This is a genomic window from Aedoeadaptatus nemausensis (genome assembly GCF_903819165.1).
Lineage (GTDB): Bacteria > Bacillota > Clostridia > Tissierellales > Peptoniphilaceae > Aedoeadaptatus > Aedoeadaptatus nemausensis.
In genome coordinates this window covers 19,600-44,313 of sequence record NZ_CAIJCS010000016.1, presented here as the reverse complement: position 1 = coordinate 44,313, position 24,714 = coordinate 19,600, and the positions used below count along the sequence as shown (strand labels likewise).

The following is a 24,714-nucleotide window of genomic DNA, read 5'->3' as shown; positions in this document are numbered from 1 at the left end:
TTCTATGGCCATATTATTTATTGTCAATCCGAAACTTAAAACCGGACGTAAAGAGAAATTACGAAAAGCCATCGACGAGATTTTTCCGGAGGAAGATTATTCCTTCTTCGACGACTATGTACGGAACTTTCCAATTAAAGAACTGGAAAAATACCATCATTTCGTGGCAGTAGGCGGCGACGGCACAGTTTACCGGACGGTGAACCTTATGATGAAGACGAAAGCTCGCCGCTTTTCACTTATTCCTGCGGGAAGCGGCAATGATTTTGCACGAACTCTCGGTTTAAAGGGAGAGCCTGTGGAAATATTAAAGGCTGTTAAAGCCGCCGCGCCTCGCGCCATGGATCTAGGTCGCTGGAATGATCGGTATTTTTTAAACATAGCTTCCGTAGGATTGGACGCCGATGTCAATGCCTTAAATACGTCGGCAAACAAGGAGATCGGCAGTATAAGTTACAGTTTAAAGCTCTTCGACGCCGTAAAAAATTATCGTTTTCGAAAGATTCATTTAGAAGGCTATAGAGAAGAAGAATGGACCCTCTTCACCTTCGGAAATGGAGGCTATTACGGCGGGGGGTTCCCTATTTTTAAAAAGGCCGATCCCTTCAGCGGCAATCTTTTATTTCTCGGAGCAGGGAGAAGTCGACTCTCTTATGTGATTCCTTTTTTAATCTGTCTCTTTATAGGAAGGGACCACCTTTTCCAAAAAGATATGGTTCGAAAGACAATTAGTTCCATGGAATTCGAATTATTGGAAGAGGCAAATATTAATTTAGATGGGGAAAATTTCTATGAGCGTGGGCCCGTAAGGGTAGAAATCCTCCCCGGGGAAATCCAATATATAGGCCCTTTAACCGATAAAAGAGCATAAAAAAAGCGGTTTGGAGCCGCTATCTGCGAAAAGCCCGTTGATAACCTGCTTTTTCCGCTTCTTTTGCCGTTTCGAACATGATTACATTACCGGATTTAATTTTATTATATTGAGGATCTCCCGGCATATGATAGAGTAAACTGTTTTTATTTCCCTTGGCGGGACCGTCGTCGCCCTCGATAGCCCATAGACCTTTATTAAAGTCGATGGCCTCGTTCTCTCCCTTTTTTAAAAGGTTTTGATACTTCGTATTGGGGGGATAGGCTCGCTCTCTGGCGTATCCCAAGGCGACAAGTTGGTAATTAAACAAGATATCTTCTTTAGAACGCTCGCTTTCCTTCGGATTTTCCGTCCACACATAGGCGAGCTTTCTGCCGTAGTGATCTTCCTTTTCTTCGTCGAATTCCAGATATACGGTCTTGCCCTCGAGATTTTTCTTCGTAAACATCGAGGCTTCCTTACCCCAAGGTTCCACGATGCCGTTTGGATGGACGGTCTCCGGCGTATCGATACCGATGAGCCTCACCCGGTAAGAATCACCTTTTTGAGCGATAATCGTGTCCCCGTCCACCACACGCTCTACGTAATAACCCTCGGCATCTTGTGGAAAATAGGCCGGGGTATCGGTGAGGAAGAAAGTCGCGACGATAAAAAATAAAATAATGAGAAAAGTACGTATATGTTTCATATTATCCAGTATAGCAGAAGAAAGAGGTAGCCATGAGTATACAAATTTTCGGCACGAAGAAATCCAATAACACGAAAAAAGCCCAGCGCTTCTTCAAGGAGCGGGGCATTTCATTTCAATTTATTGATTTAAATGAAAAGGAATTGAGCTGGGGTGAATTCGATTCCATTACTAATTCCATCGGTGGTCTGGACGCATGGATCGACGAAGACTCCAAGGATAAAGACGGCTTGGCCTATGTGCGCTATGCCACCGAGGAGAGCAAGGAATCCTATATTATCGATCACCCGTCGATTATGAAGCTTCCCATCGTAAGAAGCAAAAAGCGCGCCGTCTTAGGGCACGCTCCCGATATATGGAAAAAGTGGGCGGATGAGGAAAAGTAATTAACTTTCCTCCTCTTCTTCTTCCTCAAATCGCAAGAGGACAAAGGCGAGGAAGAGGAAAAGTGCGGAAATCCAAATGGTGCGCAGCCCGATAATGGGAAGGAAAAATCCTCCGAGACTCGCCCCCACGAGAAAGATGAAGACGATGTAAAACACCGTGCGGCTCTTATGTTTGTGAATACTCCTCCTGTTGTGGTGGTAACCCGCCAGATTGTGCATAATCGTGCGCACATTACCTACGCACATGGTGGTGGCGAAGTTAATATCGGCAAATTTTTGGAAGGTATTGACCTGAATGCCGCAAGCCGTGGCCATTAAAAAATTGGCTAAAGCATCGTAAGTATGGGGCAAAAATCCCACGATGACGAGCGCCGCTCCCTCGCCGAGAAGAATAAAACGTCGCCAATGAATGCCGAAGAAATGTCGTCGAGAAAATATAATTCGTCCGGAGACATAGACTCCCAGGGCGAAGGCTATGATTTGGCGCAGATAGCGGAAGATGAGATAAAAATCGCCGCTTACAAAACTTAGACCTAAGAGAACTACATTACCCGTCAAGGCATTGACGAAGACTTGTCCGCGAGCGGCGTAAGAATAGGCGTCTTGTAAGCCTCCGGCCAGAGTGAGGAGGGTAGCGAAAAGGAGTGATTCCGAATACTTACGCTCATCCTTACGCATGACCGTCACCCATTCGTCGAATGAGATCACGGTAAATAGGGAGCATATGCTCTTCGGCGACAAAGGCGTCCAGCTTATCGACGGGCACCCACATTCTGTTTTCGTCGGGGCTTAGGAGAGTGTCCTCCTCCTCGCCCCAAAAGCCGAAGCAGAAATTGATGTGGAAGTGGCTGTCTACTATCTCCCCCTTGCGCTCGTGAGAGGCTACGGGCATAAGCTCCATAGCTATGGGCTCTTCTGAAAGAGGTTTGGCGCGACGAAGACCGGTTTCTTCGTAGAGTTCGCGAAGGGCGGAGTAAAAGAGCTCCTCGCCCTCTTCCACATGGCCTCCGGGCCAGGACCAGGAGCGGTAGATTTTATGATAGATCATAAGAAGCTTATTCTTTTTCCGGTCCAAAACCATGGACGATGTGGTGTAGTGATAGGGAGCGCTTCGATCAGTTGAAATTAATCGCTCGTCCAGGCGGAGAAGATGATCCCTGTCTTCCGCCTCTTTTTTATTTTTCGGTTCATACTCTTTAATCCAATCCATCAATTACCTCCAGTGCCGGTCGAAACGCCGACGGAATGGCGTAATCTTCCAGTTTATGTCGTTCTACCCAAAGACCCGAGTTCTCTTTTGCAAAAAGGGCATCCAACTTGGCGTAGATAATGTCGATATTCCAAATGCGGTGGCTGAAAATATGGCGATAATTTCCCTTATGTTCCACGGAGCTCGGGATAAAATCCCTCTCCGTCAAATACTTCTGAACATCTTCCACCTTTAATCGGCCTTCCAAGAGGGGAAAACCCCACATACCGTGTAAAAGGCCCCTATCCCGCTTTTCCACGAGAAAAGAATCTTCCAAATCTAAAAGCAGCAGCGTGTAATTTAAACGCTCCTGCTTTTTTTTCGGGGTTTTTTTGGGAAGCTCTTCTACGCGTCCTTCTTTTAAAGCGGCGCAATCTTCCCTTAAAGGGCAAAGCAGACAGAGTGGATCGTCCGGTGTACATATTTTATTACCGAGATCCATCATGGCCTGATTAAAATCTCCCGGTCTTTCCCTCGAGATGTCTTCATTGGCGAGGGCGAAGATTTTATTCTTGCCCTCGCTCCTGTCGATGACTTCATCGACGCAGTAGAGCCTGCTGTAAATTCGAAGGAGATTACCGTCGATGGCTGCCACAGGCTCGTCGTAGGCGATGGAGGCAATAGCGGCGGCGGTGTAATCGCCGATGCCGGGAAGCTCCTTTAAGCCCCCGAATGTTTTGGGCATGCCTTTTTCGTGGATCAGAACGGCCGCTTTTTTTATATTTCGCGCCCGGCGATAATAACCGAGACCTTGCCAAAGTTTTAAGAGTACCTCCTCGTCCCCCAGGGCCAGATCCTCCACTGTGGGGAAAGTCTCCATAAAGCGCTCGTAGTAGGGAATTACCGTATTTGCCTGTGTTTGCTGCAACATAATTTCCGAGATCCATATGGAGTAGGGATCCTTCGTGTGGCGCCACGGTAAATTTCGATCGTGAGGCCTGTACCAATTTAAAATTTTATCTTTAATGCACATATGGGTATTATAACAAATAGGTCAAATAGTGGCGATTGACGCTATTTCGTCGTCATGGTATAGTTGTTTATATCATACAAAATCAATAGGATATATGGAGGAAATGAGAATAGATGGATGCATTATTAAAAGTTGAGGACGTACGGGCCTCAGTAGAAGAAAAAGAAATCTTAAAAGGAATGAACTTAACGGTCAATAAGGGCGAAGTACACGTCATTATGGGTCCCAACGGCAGTGGTAAATCCACTCTCGCCAATGTGATCATGGCGAACCCCGCCTATACCATGACCGACGGCAAAATCTTTTTTGAAGGGGAAGACATTAGCGAAGAAACGACGGATAAGCGTGCCTTAAGAGGCCTCTACCTCAGTTTCCAAACCCCTTACGAAATCCCCGGCATCAGCGTGGAAAATTTTATTCGCCAAGCTCTCTTGGCGAGAGGTAAAAAAACTTCCATTGTTAAGTTTAAAAAAGAGCTTAAGAAAAAAATGGAACTTTTAGATATGAAGCCGGAATATGCCGAGCGTTACCTCAATGTAGGTTTCTCCGGCGGCGAGCGTAAAAAGACCGAAATCTTACAACTTCTTATGCTCGATCCCGAACTCGCTATCTTAGACGAAACCGACTCCGGTCTCGACGTAGACGCCGTAGCCACCGTAAGTCGCGGTTTAAAAGAATACTTGGACGGCGAAAAATCCGCCATTATCATCACCCACCACAGAGAAATCTTAAAAGAGATTCATCCGGATTACGTTCACGTCATTAACGACGGCAAGATCGTAACCGAAGGCGGAGACGAAATCATCGATCGCATCGAAACAGAAGGCTTCGGCTGGATTAAGGATGAGAAAAATGCGTAAGACGAGAAAAAAGACAGAAATTCAAGAGATGGATCGGGGGATTTACGACGAACGAAATCCCTTTACCTATCGGAAGAAAACAGAACAAGGTTTAAACGAATCCATCGTACGCCAAATTTCAGAGGAAAAAAACGAGCCCGAGTGGATGCTCGAAAAGCGTTTAGAAGCTCTTAAGATCTTCAATGAAAAATCCAATCCCGAATGGGGGCCGGATCTCAGCGAAGTGGATATGGACAAGGTCATCACCTATATTCGCCCGGATGCTGATCTCTCTGCGGACTGGAACGATGTGCCCGAAGAGATTCGAAATACCTTCGATTCCTTGGGCATTCCCGAGGCGGAAAAAGAAGCCATGCTCTCAGGCGTTGGCGCTCAATACGACTCGGAAGTGGTCTACCACAGTATTCAACAACACTTACTGGATCAAGGGGTTATTTATACAGATTTTGAAACAGGCCTTCGGGAATACGAAGATATCGTAAAGGAATACTTCGGCAAGTGTATCAATCCGAACCTGCACAAATACGCGGCCCTTCACTATGCGGTATGGAGTGGGGGAAGTTTCGTCTACGTGCCGGAAGGGGTAGATGTAGACGTGCCCTTACAATCCTACTTCCGCTTAAATGCACCGGGTGCCGGACAGTTTGAGCACACCCTTATCATCATCGAAAAGGGTGCGAAATGCCACTTTATCGAAGGCTGTTCCGCCCCGAAATACAATGCGCTGAACCTGCACGCAGGTGCCGTGGAACTTTTCGTAAAAGACGACGCCACGCTGCGTTACTCCACCATCGAAAACTGGTCGCGCAATATGTATAACTTAAATACGAAGCGAGCCATCGTCGGTGAAAACGGAAAGATCCAATGGGTTTCCGGATCCTTCGGCTCCAAAGTGAGCATGCTCTATCCCATGAGCGTTCTCGCCGGAGACGGCGCTCAAAACGAATACACCGGCATCAGCTTTGCCGGCGCCGGCCAAAACATCGACACGGGTGCTCAGGTTATTCACGCCGCCAACCACACCAAGAGTTCCATCCAATCGAAATCCATTTCGAAAGGTGGAGGGATCGGCGTTTACCGCGGTCTCGTAAAAGTAACCGACGATGCCGAGGGCACCAAGTCCACGGTATCCTGTGAGTCCCTCATGCTCGACGATCTGTCCCGTCAAGATACCATTCCCGCCATCGACATTAATAACCGCGACGTGGACTTCGGCCACGAGGCGAAGATCGGTCGGATTTCCGACGAAGTTATTTTCTATCTGATGACGCGGGGAATTTCCGAGGAAGAAGCACGGGCGACGGTAGTGCGCGGCTTTGCCGATCCTATCGCCAAAGAATTGCCTTTGGAATACGCCGTTGAAATGAACAATCTCATCTCCTTGGAATTAGAAGGGAGCATCGGCTAATGAAGGCACATACAGGCAATATATTAGATTACAAAACCTACTCCTATTTAAATGTAAATGAAGTAGGAGTAGAGGGAACTGAAGTTAGAGGCGAGGAACAAGCCTCCGCCGCCGAAGTTTTTAAAGAGTACGATTACGGCATCAGCAAAGAAATGGTGGAACTTCACGACACGAGTTCTACCATCGCCAAGCAATATAATATTACGTGCGCCAAGGACCTGGGCGTCCACCGATTGGACGGCGACGAGGACGAAATCGTAACTTTAGATTTCAATGTCGCGGAAAACGCCCGCCTCACCGGCTACTTCGCATCGAGAAAGAAAGCCGGTTACCGCTCTGCCCTCGTGCGCATTCACGTAAAGAAAAATGCGGTGGCGCGCCTTTATTTCGTGAACATGGACGAGAGCGAAGTGGCGAACTACCTCTCCCTCGGCGCCATCGTCGAAGAAGGGGCGAAGTTGGATTGCTATATCTTCCACATGGGCGACGGCGACGAAACCAGTAGTGTGAAATGCTATTTGAAGGGCGAAAATGCCCTCGGCAATATTCAATCCATTTACCTCGGAAAAGGCGGACAATCTTACGATTTGGTTTACGATATGATTCACGAGGGAATCGACACCACGTCCAATCTCGTCGTAGACGGCGCCCTTATGGACAATGCTTACAAAGTGTTCAAGAGTCGAATCGACTTCCTGGAAGGCAGCAAACACAGCCGAGGCAATGAAGAAGAATTCGCCATTTTATTAGATTCCACGGCGAGAAGCCTTTCCGTACCTGCACTTTTGAGCCACGAAGACGATGTAGAGGGCAACCACGCCGCCAGTGCGGGAAGAATCGATCAGGACATGCTCTTTTACTTCCTCACCCGCGGTTTCGACGAAAAAACCGCCGAGCGCATGATCATCGATGCGAAATTTGCGCCGGTGATCGATGCCGTCGTTTACGAAAACGAGCGCGCAATGATCTACGAGCAATTAGAAACTATCTTGAGGAGGCGCGAAAATGTTACAGCCTAGCGAAATTAAGGAGATTCGAAAAGATTTTCCTTATTTGGAATTATCCGAAAAAGACAAGCCCCTCGTGTATTTAGATTCGGCCGCCACGACTCAAAAGCCCAAGGCCGTCATCGACGCCATGAGCGACTATTATCGCTACCATAACGGCGGGCCCCACCGCGGCGCTCACCGCCTCTCCATGGCAGCGACGGAAGTTTACGAAGGAGCCAGAGAATCGGTGAAGAACTTTATCGGCGCCGGGGATGTTGCGGAAATCGTCTTTACCCGCAACGCCACCGAAGCGTTGAACCTTATCACCTACAGCTATGCCCTCGAAAACTTAAAGCCGGGAGATGAGATCGTAATTTCCATTATGGAACACCACGCCAATCTCGTAACCTGGCAATATGCGGCTGAAAAGACAGGCGCTACCCTCCGCTATCTCTACATCGACGAGAACAAAGAAATTCCCTGGTCGGAAGTGGAAGAAAAAGTAACGGCGAAGACGAAAATCTTGGCCATCACTCAATCTTCCAATGTCCTCGGCACCATGCCCGATGTAAAGAAAATGATCGCCCATCTGCGCAAAGTAAACCCGGAAGCCGTCGCCGTCGTCGACGGTGCCCAAGCGGCTCCCCATATGCCCGTGGATGTAAAAGATCTGGACTGCGACTTCTATGTATTCAGCGGCCATAAAATGCTCGCCGCCATGGGAGCAGGTGCTCTCTACGGCAAGCTCGATCATTTAAACGCCATGAAGCCCTATATGTACGGCGGCGATATGATCGAATACGTTTACGAAGACCACACCACTTTCCAACAGGCGCCGGCACGCTTTGAAGCCGGAACGCAAGATGTAGGGGCGGCAGCCAGCCTTCCCGTGGCCATCGATTATTTAAACGCTATCGGCCTGGATAAAATCCACGAATACGAAAGCTATCTTACGGATTATGCCTACGATCAAATGAAAGAAATGGACGACATTACCATCCTTTCCAGACCGACCAATCCTCGCGGCGGGCTCATTACCTTTAACTTTAAAGACGTGCACCCCCACGATGTAGCGTCGATTTTAGATTCCAAAGGCATCGCCATTCGAAGCGGCCACCATTGCGCCCAACCCTTGCATCGAAGCTTCGGCATTCACTTCTCTTGCCGGGCATCCTTTGCCATTTACAATACCGTTGAAGAAGTGGACTATTTCTTAAAAGGTCTCGATGAAGTAAGGAGGTTGATGGGTCTTGGCACTCGATGATATTTACACTACGCTTATAATGGAAGAATCAAGAAGCGAGCACAATAAAGGGGATTTAGACGATCCCGATTATAAAGAGCTCGGCCATAACCCGAGTTGCGGCGACGAAATTACCCTGCAAATTAAAATGGACGACGACACGCTGAAGGATCTTTCCTATACCGGCGTAGGCTGCGCCATTTCCCAAGCCTCCACCTCGATCATGATCGACACCGTGCGGGGCAAGACGCGAGAAGAGGCCATCCACCTCGCCGACACCTTTATCAATATGATCAAAGGCGTCGCCATTACGGAAGAAGAAGAGGATGAATTGGAAGATGCCATGGCCTTTGAAGGCGTCTCCAAACTGCCGGCTCGTGTAAAATGCGCCGTTCTTCCCTGGTATACCTTAAAAAACATTTTAGAAGCGTAAAAAATTTGCTCAATAAATCAACCCCTCTGTCCGGAATCCGGATGGAGGGGTTTTATCATAGGAAAACTTTATAAAAACTTAATGCAATCGAAATTATTTTATAAAACAACTTAGGGATATGATATAATAACTGATATCAAGGTAAAGTTCTAAATTATACAACGAAATGGCGATGAAGGAGGTCGGCCATGGAGGTCAGAGAGTTTTTATGGACTTATTGGAATCTACTGAAAGAAGCATACGACACCAAGAGTTCTTTAACTGACTATTTTTCTAAAAATTATACATTGACGCAACTTCAACTCCTCGTTTTGGGGAAAATCGACTCATTGGAGGACACATCCATACGCTCCATCGCCAGATCCCTCCACAGAGATCACGGAAATATTTCAAAAGTATGTACCGTACTCGAGCAAAAAGGCTATGTCTACCGTAAACGCTCGATGACAGATTCCCGGGTCGTGAATATTTATCTGACAAAACAAGGGGAGGATTATATAGGCGAAGTCAGTAGCATCATGGCACCCCTTTACAATAAGCTCGGCAATTATCTCACCGACGGGGATTTGCAATTCCTATTGAAGTCTATGGAAACCATCGATTCTCTATTTAACGAATCTGAAAAAGTAAAAGAGATTCAAGACCAACAGCGACTCGCCAGAAAAGAAGAACAACGTCTGCTTAAAAAGTAATCATCAAAAAGAAAGGGTCGGCCTTTCTTTTTTTGTGTCAAGTTGGAGACATATAGAAGGAATAAAAGATTTTTTCTCGTCTTCATTTTATAATAGGGACGAAAGGAGTGGACGATGAAACCATTAAAGCAATTTTGGATACTTATACTTGTTTTTTGCCTGGCTTTTTTCCCCAATTTTTCGGAAGCGAAAAGCGCCCAAGGCATTAAGAGCCCTCAAAAACTTCGCGTAGACGGCGAACTTACCGATGTGCGAGGATATAATATCGAGGGTTATAATTACTACCGCCTGCGGGATCTGGCCAAAGCTTTGGAAGGTAAGGTCGATTTTTCCGTGACGGGAGACAGCAAGACCATTACCATGGACAGAAACGGCCGTTACAAAAGCTTTAAAGGCGACAATATCGGCGGCGAGCGAGAAAGAGCCATACCGAAGACCATGAACATTCGCGTAAAAGGCGAAAATCCGGTGGATATTATAGAGGAAACTTACAATATTCGCGGATTTAACTACTTCCAACTTCGGAGCATGGGCGAAATACTGGGCTTCAGCGTCGATTACGATCGCAGCAAAAACGAGGCCCTGATCACCACCTCCTCGAAGTCCGAAGGACAGACCCCGGTCGCACCGACACCCGACACACCGAAAGCGCCGGAAATTAAAGGCCGCGTCGTCCTCGGAAACGAGCGACTCTTTACGGAATACGCAAATCTCATCGACGGCAAACGCGTGGGTCTGATTACCAATCAAACCGGAGTCGACGCGAGTGGCGTGCCCGTAGCGGAAAAACTTAAGGCCTACCCCAATACCAAACTCGTGGCCCTCTATAGCCCGGAACACGGCCTCGACGGCAAGCAGCCGGCGGGGAAATATGTGAAGAGCTACTTCGACAAAAAGATGAATCTTCCCGTCTACAGCCTTTACGGGCCGACTCGGAAACCTTCGAGGGAAATGCTTCAAAACGTGGACATACTCCTCTTCGACATGCAGGATATCGGCTCCCGAACCTACACCTATATCTCCACACTGCAAAACGCCATGGTGGCGGCGAAGGAAAATAACATCCCCATCGTCGTTCTGGACCGCCCCAATCCTCTGGGCGGCACCATTGTGGAGGGCTTTTTAAGGGAAACCCGGTTTAAAAGCTTCGTAGGCATCGACAAAATGCCCATGGCCCACGGCATGACCGTCGGCGAACTGGGGCAGTTCTTCAATCGGGAAATCGGCGCTGATCTCACCGTCGTTACCATGAAAAACTGGACCCGCAACATGGTGTGGCAAGACACGGGCCTGCCCTTTGCTCAAACCAGCCCGAATATCCCCAATCTTGAAAGCGCCTTTTTGTACATGGCCACGGGAAGCGGGGAGCAGACGGGCATCGGCCAAAGCGAGTATTTCCACTGGGTCGGCGGCAAAAACTTAAACTCCAATGAATACGCGAGACGCTTAAACGCATCGGGCCTTCCCGGCGTGCGTTTCGTCCCGGCGCCCAAAGGGAATCGCGGCGGCGTGCGGGTAAAGGTTACGGACTGGCGCAGCTTTAATCCGGCCCGTACGGGAGTTTACACACTGGCGGTGGCCAATCAAATGCGCCCCATCAATGTTCCGGAGTGTAAAAGACCCTATTCTATGTTCTATCTGATCCAAGGATCGGAACAAATGGCGAACCTCTTCAGAGCGCGGAAATCCCCGGAAGAGATCGTAAAGGCATACGAAAAAGATGTGAATTTATTTAAAACACAGCGACAAGCCTATTTACTCTACAAATAAAAAAAGACCTTTCGAGCGGAAATTGGCTCGAAAGGTCTTTTTTTACGATTGATAATAAAGATTCAGCGCCTGTACGATGCCGTCGGCCATTTTGTTCAGGTAGGCGTCGTCGTTTAAGAGGCGATCTTCTTCCGGATTGGACATATAGCCGCATTCGATTAAGCAGCTGGGCATGGTAGCGAAATTCGTGCCCGTTAAATCGTCTCGGGCGATAGCGCCCCGGGCCCTGGCGCCGGTGGCATTTGCCATTTCATGTAAGATCAATTGGGAAAGTTTTTCAGACGGGGCGGAAAGATGGCCGATGTCCGGGTTATTCGGGGAAGGGTAGTAGGTTTCGATGCCTTTTACGGAAGAATCCCCGATGCCGTTGGCGTGGATCCTGAGGTAGAGATCGGCCCCCATATTATTGGCGATCTGCGCCCGTTCCTGATTAGAAATGTCCACATCGTGTCGGTCCCTGACCATGCCTACGCGATAGCCCGCCGCCTCCAGCTTGTCTTTCAGGATCATGGAAAAGCGAAGGGTAAAGACGTATTCATCGATTCCCGTGGCCACGCCTCGCGTGCCAGAGGCGACTTTCGGCTTGGTTTTGGTCGATGAAGGGGCGATAGTTTCCGGATCCCCATTGCCCTTTTCCTGGTGGCCGGCGTCCAAGCAGATCAGGGGGCCGTTTGCAGGCGGCGTGTTTTCCGCGGCAGGTTCCGGCTCCGCTACCTCGGGTTCCGGCTCTTCCTCCGGTTCAGGTGCGGGAATCTCCGGCTCTTCCTCAATTTCTCGGCGGGTCTCTTCTTTTTGAGCGACCAAATTATTTTCGGTTTCCGTGTGGCGGGCGTAAAGTTTCAGCCCGACGCCTGTTAAAGCGAGCAAAACGATGGAAATAAGTAGAAAGCGTTTCATAAGATCCTCCTATTATTTCGATTCTACCATATATTTCACAAGGAATCTTTATAGAAATTGGTTTTCTTAACGAAAACCTTGAAATCGAACGGACTTCATTTGGTATAATGTAAGTTTGTAAGGAGGGCTCTATGAAAAAGACATCCATCGCCAAATCGACGGTGCTCATTATTTTATTTTCCCTTATCGGGAAGATGATGGGCTTCGTTCGAGAATCTATGGTGGCCGCCATATTCGGGGCGGGTTTTGAAAAAGACGCGTTCGTCGCCGCCCAATCGGCAACATCGACGGTGAGTATGTACATCGTCATGGGCATCAGTACCGTATTTATTCCCGGTCTGCAATCCGTATTTTCCCGCCACGGGGAAGAGGGAAAACATAAATTTACAAATAATATCTTCGTGATCGTAAGTCTTCTTACAGCACTTATTATGATTCTCGGAATCGTCGGGGCGCCGCTCCTCACCATGCTCGTGGGCCCCAGATTCGACGCCCGCACTAAGGCGCTGACCGTGCAGTTGATTCAGTTGGGTATGCCCGTCATCCTGTTCTCCGCCTATGAGGGGATTTTTACGGGCTATTTACACTTTCATAATCGCTTCGGCATTGCGGCCTCCGTGCCCATTTGGCTGAACCTGGTCTATCTCGTTTACCTCGCCGTATTTTCTTCGAGCGGGGGTATTTACGGCCTTACCATCGTATCCGTAGTGGCGGTAGTGGCGGAATTTATCGCCGTACTCTACGGCTCCGTCAAGGTGGGTTATCGCTTCCAGCCGATCCTCGATTTAAAAGACCAGCATACGCGGCAGACTTTATTACTCGCCATCCCGGCCATTATTACGGTCAGCGTCAATAATATTAATACATTAGTAAACCGCGCGCTGGCATCGGGCCTGGCTTCCGGTTCCATGAGTCGCCTGGACTACGCCAATAAATTAAATGTCCTCGTCATCGGTATTTTCATTACCGCCATAACATCGGTTATTTACCCGGCCATGAGCAAGGCCTTCGACGAAGGGGAAATGGAAAAAGGCAAGCGCATTATGAACGGCTCCGTTCGCTCCGTGCTCCTCATTACCATTCCCGCCATGGTAGGGCTCATCGTATTGGCTCAGCCCATTGTGGAGCTCGCCTTTATGCGCGGCGCCTTTACACAAGCCGACGCCGATGCCACGGCTATTTGCCTCAGATTCTATACACTGGCCCTCGTGTCCATTTCCGTGAACAATGTGCAAAACCGCGTGTTCTACAGTTTGGAAGATACGAAGACGCCCTTTTATCTCGGTATCGTCAATGTGCTCTTTAATGTAGGATGTAATCTTATCCTCGTCCGCACCATGGGCATTAACGGCCTGGCTCTTTCCGTCTCCATTGCCCAAACGGTGGTAACCTGGGTTTCCTTTACACTCTTAAGACGCAAAATCGGCCATATCGGCATGAGAAGCTACGTTAAGATCACCGTCAAGACCCTTATGGCCGCAAGTGTTATGGGCGTCTTCGCCTACTTCCTCTACTTTACAGGCCTGAGCTTTATCGGCGCCAATCGCGTGTTGCAGCTCGTACTCTTCCTCGTAACCGTAGGCCTTTCTTCTATCCTTTACTTCGTGATTCTCGACCTCTTAGGCCTGAAAGAAGCCAGGGATATTAAAAAGATTCTTCAAATTCGCTGGGCCAAACGGAAACGCGCCCGCGCTTAAATTGGACTCCGCGTTTGCAAGAAGAAGAAGCAAAAATAATAAAAAACTAAGAAAGAATCGACAAAAATGACCCCTGAGATTTTAAATCTCAAGGGTCATTTTTATATGATGTTGGTGAAAATAGATGTTCACATAAATCATAGAAAGTTGAGTTTCTCTGTGGTTAACTTGAGTAAGTTATGTTTCTTGAAGGTTTCTTGACGATATATTGAGTAAACCCATAAGATATAAAATCAAGGAGGGATTATTATGGATATTGTTAGAGAATATCTGCCGATACTTATACCTATTATTATTTTAGAAGTTGGACTTATGATTTATTCTTTAAGACATGTTTTAAAACACGATAGATATAAATTTGGCAGTAGGACCATGTGGGTTTTAATTGTTATTTTTATCCAAATTATTGGACCTATCTTATACTTAACAATAGGTAGGGAGGACGAATAATGGAAGCGCTTAAAATTGACAATCTTCATAAATCTTTTGGTAAAAATACGATTATTAATGGATTATCCATGTCGATTCCTGAAAACACAATCTTTGGGTTTTTAGGCAAAAATGGCGCTGGAAAAACTACAACAATGAAAATGATTTTAGGATTTTTGAAAATGGATGAAGGTTCTATTGAAGTCTTTGGGGAAAGAGTAAGCTTTGGTCAGTCAAAAACTAATCGATTTATCGGGTACCTTCCAGATGTCCCTGAATTTTACGGTTATATGACTGCTAGAGAATATCTTAATTTATGTGGATATATAACTGGTCTTAGCAAAAATAAGATTAAAAAGAAGAGCGAGGAACTTTTAGAACTGGTGGGGTTAAGAGATGTCAATAAAAGAATTAGCGGCTATTCTAGAGGCATGAAACAACGCTTGGGTATTGCCCAAGCGTTGTTAAATAGTCCCAAATTATTAATATGTGATGAACCTACTTCTGCCCTAGATCCACTTGGAAGAAAAGAGATATTAGACATCATATTAAAGATAAAAGACTCTACAACCGTTATTTTTTCAACACATATTTTATCGGATGTCGAAGCGATTTGTGATCATGTTGTGGTGCTTGATAAAGGGGAAAATGTACTGGAAGGTTCGATAGATGAACTAAAAAATATAAAGAGGAAAAACACAATTAAAATCAGGTTTAAGTCGGACAAAGAACTAAAGTCATTTAAGTCACTAGATAAATTTTCAAATCTGGCAACGAATGAAAAAGGAGATACTCTATACTTAACAGACGAAGAGAATCAACTAAAAGATATTGATATTTTATATGAGCTATATAAGTTAAACATATTTCCTCTAGAAATAAAAATAGAAGAACCTACATTAGAAAATATTTTTCTGGAGGTGACGAAAGCATGAGGATATTTTTATCTCTTTTAAAGAAAGAAGCTATTGAAGGTACAAGGACTAAAAAAATGACTTCTACCTTTATCCTGTTCTTGTTCATCGGGTTAATAAGTCCTTTGACAGCTAAATTAACTCCCATGATACTTCAATCCATAGCGACAGGAAATATAGATATTAACGTAGCACCACCATCAGAAATTGATTCTTGGACACAATTCTTTAAAAATATTAGTCAGATAGGTATGTTTGGATTAGCCATTATATTAAGTACTCAAATGGCAAATGAATTCCAAAAGGGAACCTTGATCAACTTGTTATCTAAGGGACTGCCAAGGTATCAAGTTGTGCTATCGAAGATTTTTTACAATTTCATTTTGTGGTTTTTGGCTTACATATGCTCATTTATACTCACTTATTTTTACACAAAGTACTTTTTCGGAATTTCATTTCCTATTAGAAATATACTTATGGCAGCCTTGCTTCCTTTTATATTTGGTCTATTTTTAATATCGTTAGAGATATTAGCTGGAGTGATTTCAGGAAATGTTATAGGTACATTAATATTAACGACTGCTGGGATTGTGATTCAACTTGTATTATCTATTCGAGATGAAATTGTTAAATACATGCCGATTGCATTAATAGGAAAGCCTGTGAACCTTATTAAAGGAATTGGATATGATGACTATTATGTACCGATTATTACAGGAAGTATTTTGCTTATACTGTGTATCGTAATTTCGATTGCTGTAATAAATAAAAAGCAAATCAGTTAGGAGGTAAAATATCATGCTAAAAATTGGAGAAAATATTCTTCAGAAGCGAAAAGAAAGAGGCATAACTCAGGAAGAATTAGCAGAATTCATGATGGTAACAAAGGCTTCCGTATCAAAATGGGAGACAGGTCAAAGTTATCCAGATATTTTACTTCTACCAAAACTTGCCACTTTCTTTAATATAAGTGTGGATGAATTAATAGGATATGACCCAGATTTATCTTCATCTCAAATTCAAAAATTTTATATAGACTTAGAGAGTCGTGTCCCGGATACAGGTATGGATAGTATAGTGGAAGATATAAAAATCAAAATAAAACAATACTATTCTTGCTTTGAACTTCTTTACTACATGGCCTTGTTTATTTTGAACCATTGTGGTTTAGCAACTGACACTACCAAGAAAGAAGAATATCTAGAATACGCAAATAATATACTAAAAAGAGTGTGCGAGCATTCTAAAGATCCTATACTAAAAGAACAATCATTGAGCTTGAGGGCAGCCTGTTTAATTAGTTTAGGAAAACCAGAAGAAGCATTAAATATTTTGCCATCTTCGGACATGCTATCTATATCAAAAGATTGTTTAGTGGCTTCAGCTTATTTAAAAACGAAGAAGGAAAATGAAGTAGATCAAAAACTTCAAGTAATGATTTATAAGAACATAATTGATTTAATCACCCTTCTTATGATGAAGAGTAGTTTGCATGATGACGATTGGGTCGAAACATTGGAGAGAGTAGAGGATTTATTAGAAACTTTTAATCTTATTGAAATAAATATTTCTATCGTTTTAAACTTCTATTTATCCTTGGCAACTCATTATATTGAAGATAATAACTTGAAACTCGCTAGTCAATATGTAGAAAAATTACTCAACCTACTAATAGAGAGCAAGGAAAAATCCTTTAAAATAAGAGGCGATGAGTTCTTTAATCAAATAGATGATTGGCTTGATGAAAATTTATTATTATCCACGAATCCAACTAGAAGTGATGATATGATTGCTCGCTCTTATTTATTCGCAGTAACTGACAATATGGGCTTTAAGGAAATTATTGCACAAGAAAAAATCAAGAATTTACTTAGGAAGTTCGATACTAATAAAGGCTATCGCGAAATGGTAGACTATAGTATCAAATTATAATCTCCTCTCTTTTATTTACAATATGAACAAAATCCGTATTTTTAGCAACTTACACTATGGGAGATGGCCCTTACTTAAGAGCATAAAAATATTCCAAAATAAGTTATCCTGTTTTCGATAACTACTCTATAAATATAAGGGTATTTATTAGGCGAAGTGAAAACTATGATGTGAGGGAGAAGACCATGCAAGGAACCAAAGTTGAGGTAAGTGAAAAAGCACTGGCCTATCTAAAGAAGAAAAAAATTCATGCCATTTCCGTGGACACTTTAGAGCAGCCCTGTTGCGGCTTTCCTGGCGTGATTAACGAATCCGTCTCCAAGGGTGAGCCGAAGAAGGAACAGGATATTTATAAAAAGCAGGTTTACGAGGGAATCGACGTGTACTTTCCCTATTACACCAATGTGGACAGCGATACGATTCGAATCGACTGCGAACGCTTTTTAGGCTATACGCGGCTCTTCGTCGCTAACGCCGAAATGGAATATTAAGACCCGCCCTATGGCGGGTTTTTTCATGGAACAAAAAAACCTCCCCGTAGGGAGGTAATAGAAGCGATACTTTAAGAAAAAACCGCGGATGTTCCGCGGTTTCTCTTATTCAGTTGGAATTAGTTGTCGGCGTAATTGTCGAAATAACCTTGTACCATGACGACGGGCGTGCCCTTGTCGCCGCTGCCGGAGGTTAAATCGGCGAGAGAACCTAAAAGGTCGGTAAGACGTCTCGGAGTGGTGCCCAAGGTTTCGTCTTTTCCGAGGAGATCCACATCTTTTTCGTGGATGCGATCGATGAGGACCTTTTCCATTTCTTCCGTGCTTAAATCTTTAAGTTCCGTATCGGCGAGATACTTCATCTTAAGTTCACTGGGTGTGCCTTTCAATCCGTCGGTGTAGGCCGGGGAGACCACCGGATCCGCCAGTTCCCAAATTTTTCCGATGGGATCTTTAAAAGCGCCGTCGCCGTAGATCATAACTTCGAAATGATTGTCGAAGTATTCGTTTAAACGCTTTTGAACGGCGTCGACGAAAGGCTTGCCGTCGCGGGGGAAGAGCTTAATGGATTCGGGGCCGGACATATTGCTGCCGAGAAGGCCGTACGCTTCATTGTATCCGTGAGCGTCGGTGGGTTCCGCCAAAATATCGTCTAGACCGTAGACGAGATTGGCGCCGTTATCCTTAAGTTCCCGCTTAATAGCTTCACGGGTGTGAATGCTCGCTACGAGCACATCTTTCGTGTAGGAGAGAATGGCGCGGGGATCGTTGGAGAAGTAAATTTCACTATTGGGCGCGATTTCTTTGTAAAGTTTTACATAATCGATGCCTGTGAATTCGTGTTTTACTTCTTCACCGAAGTATTCGCGGTATTCCGCCTCGGTGATCACGTCGCGGTAGGGATTAATGCCCGTGCCGTAAAGTTTGTTTTCATCCATTAAATGGTTTCCTACCTCGTCGGAGGGGAAACTCAGGAGAATATGGAGCTTTCTTCCGCTCTTAGCCAGACCTTTTAAGACAGTGGAAAAGCGGTTTCTGGAGAGGATCGGAAAAACGACGCCGAAGGAATCGTCGAATTTATCGGCGACATTTTTTGCAATATCGTCGCAGGTGGCGTAATTGCCTTGGCTGCGGGCGAGCAAAGATTCCGTAATGCAGATAACATCTTTGTCATGTACTGTGATATTTTCGGATTCGATGGCATTTTTGACCGAATCGAAGACGACCTCCACTAAATCGTCACCTTTTTTGACGATGGGGAGTCGAATACCTCGGGTCGTTGTTCCAATATAACGCTTCATGTTCTGTATCGCCTCTTTCATACTGAAGTTAAAACTACCTTCCTATTCTATCATATTTTCCCAAAAGGTGGTATTATAAATAGCATAAAATACAGAAAAACCCACGAGGAGGTGAAGTAAATGGGAAAAGTTTTCCCAAATAGGAAAAAAGGATTTTTCGAAGAGCATTGGCTCGCCCTTATTATATTGTGGCTTCTTTTTTTCGAGCGGCTTTTTATGATGTCTCGCTTAGGAGCGGACTACGGACTTCAAAGCGACGACGCAAGTTACATTAAAGCCGGGATAACCTTTTATCATACGGGAGCCATTACCATGCACGGCGTTATCAGCGCCCAGATCATGCCGGGGCTTCCCGTCTTAATAGGAGGTTTCGTGGCACTTTTAGGGGAAGGCTACGGTATGTGGCTGGGATTAAAGCTCTTTTGGTGTCTTTTAGGCTCTTTGGCAGCATGGTTTACTTATCTCGCTATCGATTTAAAGGCACCGAAATGGGCGGCTATTGTTCCCATGCTTTTGTTTTTTACGCCGGACTTCGCCTGGCAGGATAATTTAATTTTGACGGAGACGCCCTTTTTGTTCCTTACCTGTTTTTATCTATACAGCCTTTTCCGTCTGGGAGAAAATCAAGATTGGGCGAGTTACTTTATGGTGTTTTCCGCAGCCTTTTTGGCCTTTATGCTGAAAGCCCACGCCTCCGTTTACTTTATTCTGCCCATTCCCTATTTATGGGCGAAGAAATACCCGAGCGCCAGGCTCTACGGCCAATGCTTTTTAAGCTTGTTCTTAATATCCTGCTTTGTCGTTCCCTGGTCGGTGCGAAACTATTATCATTTTAAAGAATTTATTCCCGCTACTTACGGCATCGGCAATCCCCTTCTCCTCGGCACTTATCAAGGGGAAGGTTACCCGGAAGATGAAGAAGCCTTTAATAGGGATCAGCTTATTCAGGCGGTAGAGGAAAAATATGAGAACTTGCGAGATGAGAATGGGAACTTTTCGGAAAAACATAAACGCTATATTTTTATGCGCACCGACGAGGCCAAGGCCCGTGCCCGCATGAAGTATTGGTGGAAGAATGACCGGGAGTCCATGATCAGAAGCTATCTTTATTTGAAGCCTAAGAGCATGCTCTACAAGACCTTCTACTGGGATGAGGTGGTTCCCCACACGAAAAGCGCCATCGAATGGGGCCGCCATGTGGATTTTTATCTGGCTCTCGCCGCTCTTCCCGCCGCCATTATCGCACGGCGCACCGTAGCGGAGGTTGTATTTCTCCTCTTCGCCTATGGCCTTCAGGTGTACATGTACGCCTACGCCTACGTCTTCGACCGCTACGCCCAAAGTCTCCTGCCATTCCGCTACATTGCCGTCGGCTTCTTTTTAGCCGCCGTCGCCGAAATCTTTAAAAAGAGCGGGGGAAGTCTCGGCAATAAATGGGCGATCTACAAAAAAGAGAAAGAATTTAATCGCCAAAGGAAGTCATCGCAATAAAAAACAGGCCCGAGAGCCTGTTTTTTTAATATGCTTTTGCGTAATAGACCATGTGTTTTGCCGGTTTTCCGCAGTGAACACAGACCGTGTCGATCTCTTCTTGTTTATCGTCGAAGGGGATGCAGCGAATGGTAGCCGTAGTTTCGTCTTTGATTTCGGCTTCGCATTCTTCGTCGCCGCACCACATGCCTTTTAAGAAGGGATTGCCTGCGGCCATTCTTTCCTTGAATTCGTCGAAGTTTTTAACCGTAAAGGTATTTTCTTCCATGCGTTTTTTCGCCGCTTGGAACATATCCTTTTGAATGGTTTCCAGCATTTCGTCCACTTGATCGGCGAGGTTTTCCATGGGAACGAAGATCTTTTCGTTGGTATCCCGACGGACGAAGACCACTTGATTCTTTTCGATATCTTTCGGTCCGATTTCGATACGTAGGGGCACGCCTTTAAGCTCCCATTGGTTGAACTTCCAGCCCGGGCTGTATTCTGTCCGGTCGTCGAGCTTGACGGTAAAGCGTCCGTTTAGGGAATCGTAAAGTTCTTGCGCCTTTTCCTGTACACCTTCCTTGTGGAGGGCGATGGGAACGATAATAACTTGCGTGGGCGCTACGTGGGGCGGCATAACCATGCCGCGGTCGTCGCCGTGGACCATAATGAGACCGCCGATTAAGCGGGTAGAAATGCCCCAGCTCGTGGTCCATGCCGTGGCGAGTTTGCCTTCTCTGTCTTGGAACTGAATGTCGAACATTTTAGCGAAGTTTTGTCCCAAGTTGTGGCTCGTACCCGATTGAAGGGCTTTGCCGTCGTGCATCATGGCTTCCAAAGTATAAGTAGCGTCGGCGCCTGCGAAACGCTCGGAATCGCTCTTCTTACCTAAGATAACGGGAACGGCCATTTCATCTTCGATAACTTGGCGATAAATTTCGTGCATTCTCAAAGTTTCTTCTTGAGCGTCTTCATAGGTTTCGTGAACCGTGTGGCCCTCTTGCCATAAGAATTCGACGGTTCTTAAGAAGGGACGGGTCGTCTTTTCCCAACGGAAAACGGAACACCATTGGTTGATTAAAATGGGAAGGTCGCGGTAGGTTTGTACCCATTTGGAGTACATGGTGTTGATGATGGTTTCCGATGTAGGACGTACGATAAGGCGTTCTGCCAATTCTTCGTCGCCGCCGTGGGTTACCCAAAGAACTTCCGGAGCGAAGCCGTCGAAGTGATCCACTTCTTTTTGAAGTAAGTGCTCGGGAATGAGCATGGGGAAGTAGGCATTGGTGTGGCCCGTAGCCTTAAAGCGGCGGTCGGCCTCTTCTTTAATTCTTTCCCAAACGGCGAAACCGTAGGGGCGGATGATCATGCAGCCGCGCACCGGTGCGTAGTCGGCCATTTCGGCCTTTAAGACGACGTCGGTGTACCATTGTGCGAAATCGTCGTCGCGGGATGTAATCTCTCTTACAAATTTTTCTTTGTCTTTAGCCATTTTATCCTCCTAGACTATAAAAAAACCACGGTTTTTCTGGGACGAAAAACCGTGGTACCACCCAAATTCAACATCAAAAGATGTTCTTAACATCGTAACGTGATGAACGGCTCAGTTTATGAGCGACTCCGGAGCGGGATTCCGTAGGGTGCCATGCTCGAACCTTTCAATCGGTGGATTCGATTCCCTGTCATGGTGAGGTACGTACTTTTCTCCTTCAGCGTCTTAAGAATACACATCCATTATACAAGTTGGAAAAAACTTGTCAAGAAGGACTTCAAAATTTTGCTCTCCTTTGTAAAATCACGCTCTCATTCTTGACATCAAAAAGTGTATTGACTATTATAAAAGAAAACACCCCTCACAGCGGGAGGGATTATAGGTTTTTTATATTGGTTGTCTTTCGGGAGAACCAATTTTTTGTTTTATAGGAGGAATTATGGATCTAGACAAAAGCTTTGGGGAAATGGCGTTTAACAAGCAGATGATGCGAGAGCGGCTGCCCCACGCCATTTACTTTCGGTGGAAAAATGCCATTCGAAACGAAGCGCCCCTTGACAGGGAAACCGCCGACGCCATCGCCCACGCCATGAAGGAATGGGCGCTGGAAAAAGGCGCTACCCACTACTGCCACTGGTTTCAGCCCCTTAACGGCCTGACAGCGAAAAAACACGATTCTTTTTTGGATCGCACGGACAAATACGAGCCCATTAATCGCTTCAGCGGTAAGGAACTTATTCGCGGCGAAAGCGATGGCTCCAGCTTTCCTACAGGAGGCATGCGGAGCACCTTCGAAGCCCGTGGTTACACCTATTGGGACGCTACGGCCAATTCCTTTATTATCGACAGGATCCTCTACATTCCCACGATCTTTGTGTCCTTTAACGGGGACAAGCTGGATAAAAAAGGACCCCTTCTCGAATCCATGAAGCTTTTAAGTGATTACGGCTCCCGGGTAGTGAACCTCTTCGAAAAAGAAGAGTACACCTACCGCATGAAGCCGAAGGTGGGCCTCGAGCAGGAATTTTTCCTTATCGACCGCAAGCAGTATGAACAGCGGAGCGATTTAAAGAGCATCGGCCGCACGTTAATCGGTGCGGGCGCGCCGAAAGGACAGGAGCTCGGCGATCATTACTTCGGCGGCATCCCGAGGCGTGTTATGGATTTTTATGAGGATGTGAATCATAAGCTTTGGGAACTCGGGATCTACGCCAAAACCGAGCACAATGAAGTGGCGCCGGGGCAGTTTGAAATCGTCGCCCTTTACGAAAATGCCAATATCGCCGTGGATTACAATCAGCTCATTATGAGCACCTTGAAAGAAACCGCCGGGGAACATGGCATGGCCTGCCTCTTACATGAAAAGCCCTTTGCCGGCGTGAATGGCAGCGGCAAGCACGATAATTACTCCCTCACTACCAATTACGGGAAAAATGTCTTTGATCCCGGAGACGATCCCAAGGAAAACATCACCTTCCTCCTGTTTTTAGCCGCCATGATCGAGGCCGTAGACGATTATGCGCCTCTGCTCCGCGTGGCATCGGGCGGGCCGAGTAACGACGATCGCCTGGGCGGCCTCGAGGCACCGCCGTCGATTATTTCCATGTTCCTCGGAAACGATCTGGAAGAAATATTAAAAGACATCGCCCACGAAGAATACCACGCAAAGATCGAAGAGCCCAAGGCCATTAAGATCAACTCTTTGGGCTACACCCCGAGAGATTCAAGCGACAGAAACCGCACAAGCCCCTTCGCCTTTACGGGCAATAAATTTGAATTCCGCATGGTAGGCTCCTCTATGACAGGCGCCGATGCCAATATCGTCATTAACACCGCCTTAGGCCACAGTCTGAGAAAAATGGCGGAGCGACTGGAGCCCCTTCAAGACGACGAGGAAGCTCTGAGAAAAGAAGGCTATCGCCTTGTGGCGGAAATTGTGCGGGATCACGAGCGCATCTTCTACAGTAAAGATAACTACGCCAGTGAATGGCGAGAAGAAGCCAAGCGCCGCGGCCTTCCCATTTACGACAGTTTCTTTGAAGCTCTTGAGGTCTACAAAGACAAAGAGCTTATGAAGATTTTCGACGAATACGGCGTCATTAGCGAAGAAGAAGCTGAGGCCATTTACGAAGTGGGTATGGAAGCTGTATCGGTGTACCGTTTCCTCGAGGCCCGCACCCTCATGACCATGCTCTCAAAAGATGTAGAGCCTGCCGTTGTGGCGGAGCTTAGCGACATATTAAACGTAACGGAGCGGCTGGACAATCCGGCCCTTAAAGACCGCCTGGAAACTTTAAACATCTTATTTGAAGAGCTCCTAATACGTCATAAAAAGCTTAAGGCGTCCTATGCCAAGGGCAAGACCCTTACAGGTTATGAACGCGCCCGCTTTTTCCAAGAAATGGTCATCACACAATTCCCTCATATACGAAAGATTTGCGACGAATTAGAGGCGAGAGTTTCCAGAAAGCACTGGACGATTCCCACCTATGAAGATATTTTTACACGATTAGTTTAGGAGGCATT

24 protein-coding genes are annotated in these 24,714 nt (G+C 46.1%); 17 read left to right on the top strand and 7 right to left on the bottom strand.

Annotation, left to right across the window (positions count from 1 at the left end):
* Nucleotides 1–4: 4 nt before the first annotated feature.
* Complete coding sequence (locus PEPTYR26121_RS03695) at nt 5–871, top strand: diacylglycerol/lipid kinase family protein (protein ID WP_180499357.1); 867 nt, start codon at nt 5–7, stop codon at nt 869–871.
* Between the two features lie 19 nt (nt 872–890).
* Here PEPTYR26121_RS03695 and PEPTYR26121_RS03690 read toward each other — a convergent pair whose 3' ends face one another.
* Complete coding sequence (locus tag PEPTYR26121_RS03690; RefSeq protein ID WP_180499355.1) at nt 891–1,559, bottom strand: thermonuclease family protein; 669 nt, start codon at nt 1,557–1,559, stop codon at nt 891–893.
* Between the two features lie 32 nt (nt 1,560–1,591).
* Between PEPTYR26121_RS03690 and PEPTYR26121_RS03685 the strand changes: the two genes are divergently transcribed.
* Complete coding sequence (locus PEPTYR26121_RS03685; RefSeq protein ID WP_180499353.1) at nt 1,592–1,945, top strand: arsenate reductase family protein; 354 nt, start codon at nt 1,592–1,594, stop codon at nt 1,943–1,945.
* Here the strand turns inward: PEPTYR26121_RS03685 and PEPTYR26121_RS03680 are convergent, their stop codons facing one another.
* The 3 genes from PEPTYR26121_RS03680 to mutY are packed head-to-tail and all read right to left on the bottom strand — an operon-like array spanning nt 1,946 to nt 4,167.
* A complete protein-coding gene (locus PEPTYR26121_RS03680) occupies nt 1,946–2,623 on the bottom strand; it encodes a YoaK family protein (protein WP_180499351.1) in 678 nt (225 codons plus the stop codon).
* Nucleotides 2,616–3,155: an NUDIX hydrolase gene (locus PEPTYR26121_RS03675; RefSeq protein ID WP_180499349.1), complete on the bottom strand. Its 540-nt coding sequence runs from the start codon at nt 3,153–3,155 to the stop codon at nt 2,616–2,618. Before PEPTYR26121_RS03675 ends, PEPTYR26121_RS03680 begins: the two co-directional genes overlap by 8 nt.
* The gene (mutY, locus tag PEPTYR26121_RS03670) at nt 3,142–4,167 is read right to left on the bottom strand and encodes an A/G-specific adenine glycosylase (RefSeq protein ID WP_180499347.1); all 1,026 of its coding nucleotides are present in this window, start codon (nt 4,165–4,167) and stop codon (nt 3,142–3,144) included. The genes PEPTYR26121_RS03675 and mutY overlap by 14 nt, the downstream gene beginning before the upstream one ends.
* A gap of 113 nt (nt 4,168–4,280) precedes the next feature.
* Between mutY and sufC the strand changes: the two genes are divergently transcribed.
* The 7 genes from sufC to PEPTYR26121_RS03635 all read left to right on the top strand — a co-directional run bounded on the left by sufC (nt 4,281) and on the right by PEPTYR26121_RS03635 (nt 11,562).
* Nucleotides 4,281–5,027 (top strand): Fe-S cluster assembly ATPase SufC, encoded by a 747-nt coding sequence (sufC, locus tag PEPTYR26121_RS03665; RefSeq protein ID WP_180499345.1) that lies wholly within the window; start codon nt 4,281–4,283, stop codon nt 5,025–5,027.
* Nucleotides 5,020–6,435: a Fe-S cluster assembly protein SufB gene (gene sufB / locus PEPTYR26121_RS03660; protein ID WP_180499343.1), complete on the top strand. Its 1,416-nt coding sequence runs from the start codon at nt 5,020–5,022 to the stop codon at nt 6,433–6,435. The genes sufC and sufB overlap by 8 nt, the downstream gene beginning before the upstream one ends.
* Nucleotides 6,435–7,454 carry a SufB/SufD family protein gene (locus PEPTYR26121_RS03655; protein ID WP_180499341.1) on the top strand — a complete coding sequence of 340 codons (1,020 nt, stop codon included), beginning with the start codon at nt 6,435–6,437 and terminating at the stop codon, nt 7,452–7,454. Before sufB ends, PEPTYR26121_RS03655 begins: the two co-directional genes overlap by 1 nt.
* A complete protein-coding gene (locus tag PEPTYR26121_RS03650; protein ID WP_180499339.1) occupies nt 7,441–8,688 on the top strand; it encodes an aminotransferase class V-fold PLP-dependent enzyme in 1,248 nt (415 codons plus the stop codon). Before PEPTYR26121_RS03655 ends, PEPTYR26121_RS03650 begins: the two co-directional genes overlap by 14 nt.
* Nucleotides 8,675–9,100 carry a Fe-S cluster assembly sulfur transfer protein SufU gene (sufU, locus tag PEPTYR26121_RS03645; protein WP_180499337.1) on the top strand — a complete coding sequence of 142 codons (426 nt, stop codon included), beginning with the start codon at nt 8,675–8,677 and terminating at the stop codon, nt 9,098–9,100. Before PEPTYR26121_RS03650 ends, sufU begins: the two co-directional genes overlap by 14 nt.
* 188 nt (nt 9,101–9,288) lie before the next feature.
* Nucleotides 9,289–9,792, top strand: a complete 504-nt coding sequence (locus PEPTYR26121_RS03640) for a MarR family winged helix-turn-helix transcriptional regulator (protein ID WP_180499335.1) — start codon at nt 9,289–9,291, stop codon at nt 9,790–9,792.
* 114 nt (nt 9,793–9,906) lie between these two features.
* Nucleotides 9,907–11,562, top strand: coding sequence for a DUF1343 domain-containing protein (locus PEPTYR26121_RS03635; protein WP_218956315.1), 1,656 nt, complete (start codon nt 9,907–9,909; stop codon nt 11,560–11,562).
* Nucleotides 11,563–11,604: 42 nt separating this feature from the next.
* On the opposite strand, the gene PEPTYR26121_RS03630 is transcribed toward PEPTYR26121_RS03635, so the two are convergent.
* Entirely contained in the window at nt 11,605–12,459 is an 855-nt protein-coding gene (locus PEPTYR26121_RS03630; protein ID WP_180499333.1) for an N-acetylmuramoyl-L-alanine amidase family protein, read from the bottom strand.
* A 131-nt stretch (nt 12,460–12,590) separates the two neighbouring features.
* Here PEPTYR26121_RS03630 and murJ point away from each other — a divergent pair, with 131 nt between their 5' ends.
* The 6 genes from murJ to PEPTYR26121_RS03600 all read left to right on the top strand — a co-directional run bounded on the left by murJ (nt 12,591) and on the right by PEPTYR26121_RS03600 (nt 17,922).
* A complete protein-coding gene (murJ, locus tag PEPTYR26121_RS03625) occupies nt 12,591–14,156 on the top strand; it encodes a murein biosynthesis integral membrane protein MurJ (RefSeq protein ID WP_180499331.1) in 1,566 nt (521 codons plus the stop codon).
* A 249-nt stretch (nt 14,157–14,405) separates the two neighbouring features.
* Nucleotides 14,406–14,606 carry a PLD nuclease N-terminal domain-containing protein gene (locus PEPTYR26121_RS03620; protein ID WP_180499329.1) on the top strand — a complete coding sequence of 67 codons (201 nt, stop codon included), beginning with the start codon at nt 14,406–14,408 and terminating at the stop codon, nt 14,604–14,606.
* Complete coding sequence (locus PEPTYR26121_RS03615; protein ID WP_180499327.1) at nt 14,606–15,520, top strand: ABC transporter ATP-binding protein; 915 nt, start codon at nt 14,606–14,608, stop codon at nt 15,518–15,520. The genes PEPTYR26121_RS03620 and PEPTYR26121_RS03615 overlap by 1 nt, the downstream gene beginning before the upstream one ends.
* Nucleotides 15,517–16,284 carry an ABC transporter permease gene (locus PEPTYR26121_RS03610; RefSeq protein ID WP_180499325.1) on the top strand — a complete coding sequence of 256 codons (768 nt, stop codon included), beginning with the start codon at nt 15,517–15,519 and terminating at the stop codon, nt 16,282–16,284. The genes PEPTYR26121_RS03615 and PEPTYR26121_RS03610 overlap by 4 nt, the downstream gene beginning before the upstream one ends.
* A gap of 13 nt (nt 16,285–16,297) precedes the next feature.
* On the top strand, nt 16,298–17,431 hold the full coding sequence (locus tag PEPTYR26121_RS03605) for a helix-turn-helix domain-containing protein (RefSeq protein WP_180499323.1): 1,134 nt from the start codon (nt 16,298–16,300) through the stop codon (nt 17,429–17,431).
* Between the two features lie 185 nt (nt 17,432–17,616).
* Nucleotides 17,617–17,922 (top strand): hypothetical protein, encoded by a 306-nt coding sequence (locus PEPTYR26121_RS03600; protein ID WP_180499321.1) that lies wholly within the window; start codon nt 17,617–17,619, stop codon nt 17,920–17,922.
* Between the two features lie 119 nt (nt 17,923–18,041).
* On the opposite strand, the gene PEPTYR26121_RS03595 is transcribed toward PEPTYR26121_RS03600, so the two are convergent.
* Nucleotides 18,042–19,223 carry a coenzyme F420-0:L-glutamate ligase gene (locus PEPTYR26121_RS03595; RefSeq protein ID WP_180499319.1) on the bottom strand — a complete coding sequence of 394 codons (1,182 nt, stop codon included), beginning with the start codon at nt 19,221–19,223 and terminating at the stop codon, nt 18,042–18,044.
* A gap of 120 nt (nt 19,224–19,343) precedes the next feature.
* Here PEPTYR26121_RS03595 and PEPTYR26121_RS03590 point away from each other — a divergent pair, with 120 nt between their 5' ends.
* Entirely contained in the window at nt 19,344–20,714 is a 1,371-nt protein-coding gene (locus PEPTYR26121_RS03590) for a hypothetical protein (protein WP_180499317.1), read from the top strand.
* A 25-nt stretch (nt 20,715–20,739) separates the two neighbouring features.
* Here the strand turns inward: PEPTYR26121_RS03590 and proS are convergent, their stop codons facing one another.
* On the bottom strand, nt 20,740–22,188 hold the full coding sequence (gene proS, locus PEPTYR26121_RS03585) for a proline--tRNA ligase (protein ID WP_180499315.1): 1,449 nt from the start codon (nt 22,186–22,188) through the stop codon (nt 20,740–20,742).
* A 439-nt stretch (nt 22,189–22,627) separates the two neighbouring features.
* Here proS and PEPTYR26121_RS03580 point away from each other — a divergent pair, with 439 nt between their 5' ends.
* Nucleotides 22,628–24,706: a glutamine synthetase III domain-containing protein gene (locus tag PEPTYR26121_RS03580; RefSeq protein WP_180499313.1), complete on the top strand. Its 2,079-nt coding sequence runs from the start codon at nt 22,628–22,630 to the stop codon at nt 24,704–24,706.
* The last annotated feature ends 8 nt before the right edge of the window (nt 24,707–24,714 follow it).

What these genes read in the sequence shown, in the direction of transcription:
- sufC (WP_180499345.1), top strand. Translation starts at nt 4,281, where the DNA reads ATGGATGCATTATTAAAAGTTGAGGACGTACGGGCCTCAGTAGAAGAA.
- PEPTYR26121_RS03605 (WP_180499323.1), top strand. Translation starts at nt 16,298, where the DNA reads ATGCTAAAAATTGGAGAAAATATTCTTCAGAAGCGAAAAGAAAGAGGC.
- mutY (WP_180499347.1), bottom strand. Translation starts at nt 4,167, where the DNA reads ATGTGCATTAAAGATAAAATTTTAAATTGGTACAGGCCTCACGATCGA.
- PEPTYR26121_RS03600 (WP_180499321.1), top strand. Translation starts at nt 17,617, where the DNA reads ATGCAAGGAACCAAAGTTGAGGTAAGTGAAAAAGCACTGGCCTATCTA.
- PEPTYR26121_RS03650 (WP_180499339.1), top strand. Translation starts at nt 7,441, where the DNA reads ATGTTACAGCCTAGCGAAATTAAGGAGATTCGAAAAGATTTTCCTTAT.
- PEPTYR26121_RS03630 (WP_180499333.1), bottom strand. Translation starts at nt 12,459, where the DNA reads ATGAAACGCTTTCTACTTATTTCCATCGTTTTGCTCGCTTTAACAGGC.
- sufB (WP_180499343.1), top strand. Translation starts at nt 5,020, where the DNA reads ATGCGTAAGACGAGAAAAAAGACAGAAATTCAAGAGATGGATCGGGGG.
- PEPTYR26121_RS03620 (WP_180499329.1), top strand. Translation starts at nt 14,406, where the DNA reads ATGGATATTGTTAGAGAATATCTGCCGATACTTATACCTATTATTATT.
- PEPTYR26121_RS03685 (WP_180499353.1), top strand. Translation starts at nt 1,592, where the DNA reads ATGAGTATACAAATTTTCGGCACGAAGAAATCCAATAACACGAAAAAA.
- PEPTYR26121_RS03615 (WP_180499327.1), top strand. Translation starts at nt 14,606, where the DNA reads ATGGAAGCGCTTAAAATTGACAATCTTCATAAATCTTTTGGTAAAAAT.
- proS (WP_180499315.1), bottom strand. Translation starts at nt 22,188, where the DNA reads ATGGCTAAAGACAAAGAAAAATTTGTAAGAGAGATTACATCCCGCGAC.
- PEPTYR26121_RS03690 (WP_180499355.1), bottom strand. Translation starts at nt 1,559, where the DNA reads ATGAAACATATACGTACTTTTCTCATTATTTTATTTTTTATCGTCGCG.
- PEPTYR26121_RS03635 (WP_218956315.1), top strand. Translation starts at nt 9,907, where the DNA reads ATGAAACCATTAAAGCAATTTTGGATACTTATACTTGTTTTTTGCCTG.
- PEPTYR26121_RS03580 (WP_180499313.1), top strand. Translation starts at nt 22,628, where the DNA reads ATGGATCTAGACAAAAGCTTTGGGGAAATGGCGTTTAACAAGCAGATG.
- PEPTYR26121_RS03680 (WP_180499351.1), bottom strand. Translation starts at nt 2,623, where the DNA reads ATGCGTAAGGATGAGCGTAAGTATTCGGAATCACTCCTTTTCGCTACC.
- PEPTYR26121_RS03640 (WP_180499335.1), top strand. Translation starts at nt 9,289, where the DNA reads ATGGAGGTCAGAGAGTTTTTATGGACTTATTGGAATCTACTGAAAGAA.
- PEPTYR26121_RS03675 (WP_180499349.1), bottom strand. Translation starts at nt 3,155, where the DNA reads ATGGATTGGATTAAAGAGTATGAACCGAAAAATAAAAAAGAGGCGGAA.
- murJ (WP_180499331.1), top strand. Translation starts at nt 12,591, where the DNA reads ATGAAAAAGACATCCATCGCCAAATCGACGGTGCTCATTATTTTATTT.
- PEPTYR26121_RS03590 (WP_180499317.1), top strand. Translation starts at nt 19,344, where the DNA reads ATGGGAAAAGTTTTCCCAAATAGGAAAAAAGGATTTTTCGAAGAGCAT.
- PEPTYR26121_RS03695 (WP_180499357.1), top strand. Translation starts at nt 5, where the DNA reads ATGGCCATATTATTTATTGTCAATCCGAAACTTAAAACCGGACGTAAA.
- PEPTYR26121_RS03655 (WP_180499341.1), top strand. Translation starts at nt 6,435, where the DNA reads ATGAAGGCACATACAGGCAATATATTAGATTACAAAACCTACTCCTAT.
- PEPTYR26121_RS03595 (WP_180499319.1), bottom strand. Translation starts at nt 19,223, where the DNA reads ATGAAGCGTTATATTGGAACAACGACCCGAGGTATTCGACTCCCCATC.
- PEPTYR26121_RS03610 (WP_180499325.1), top strand. Translation starts at nt 15,517, where the DNA reads ATGAGGATATTTTTATCTCTTTTAAAGAAAGAAGCTATTGAAGGTACA.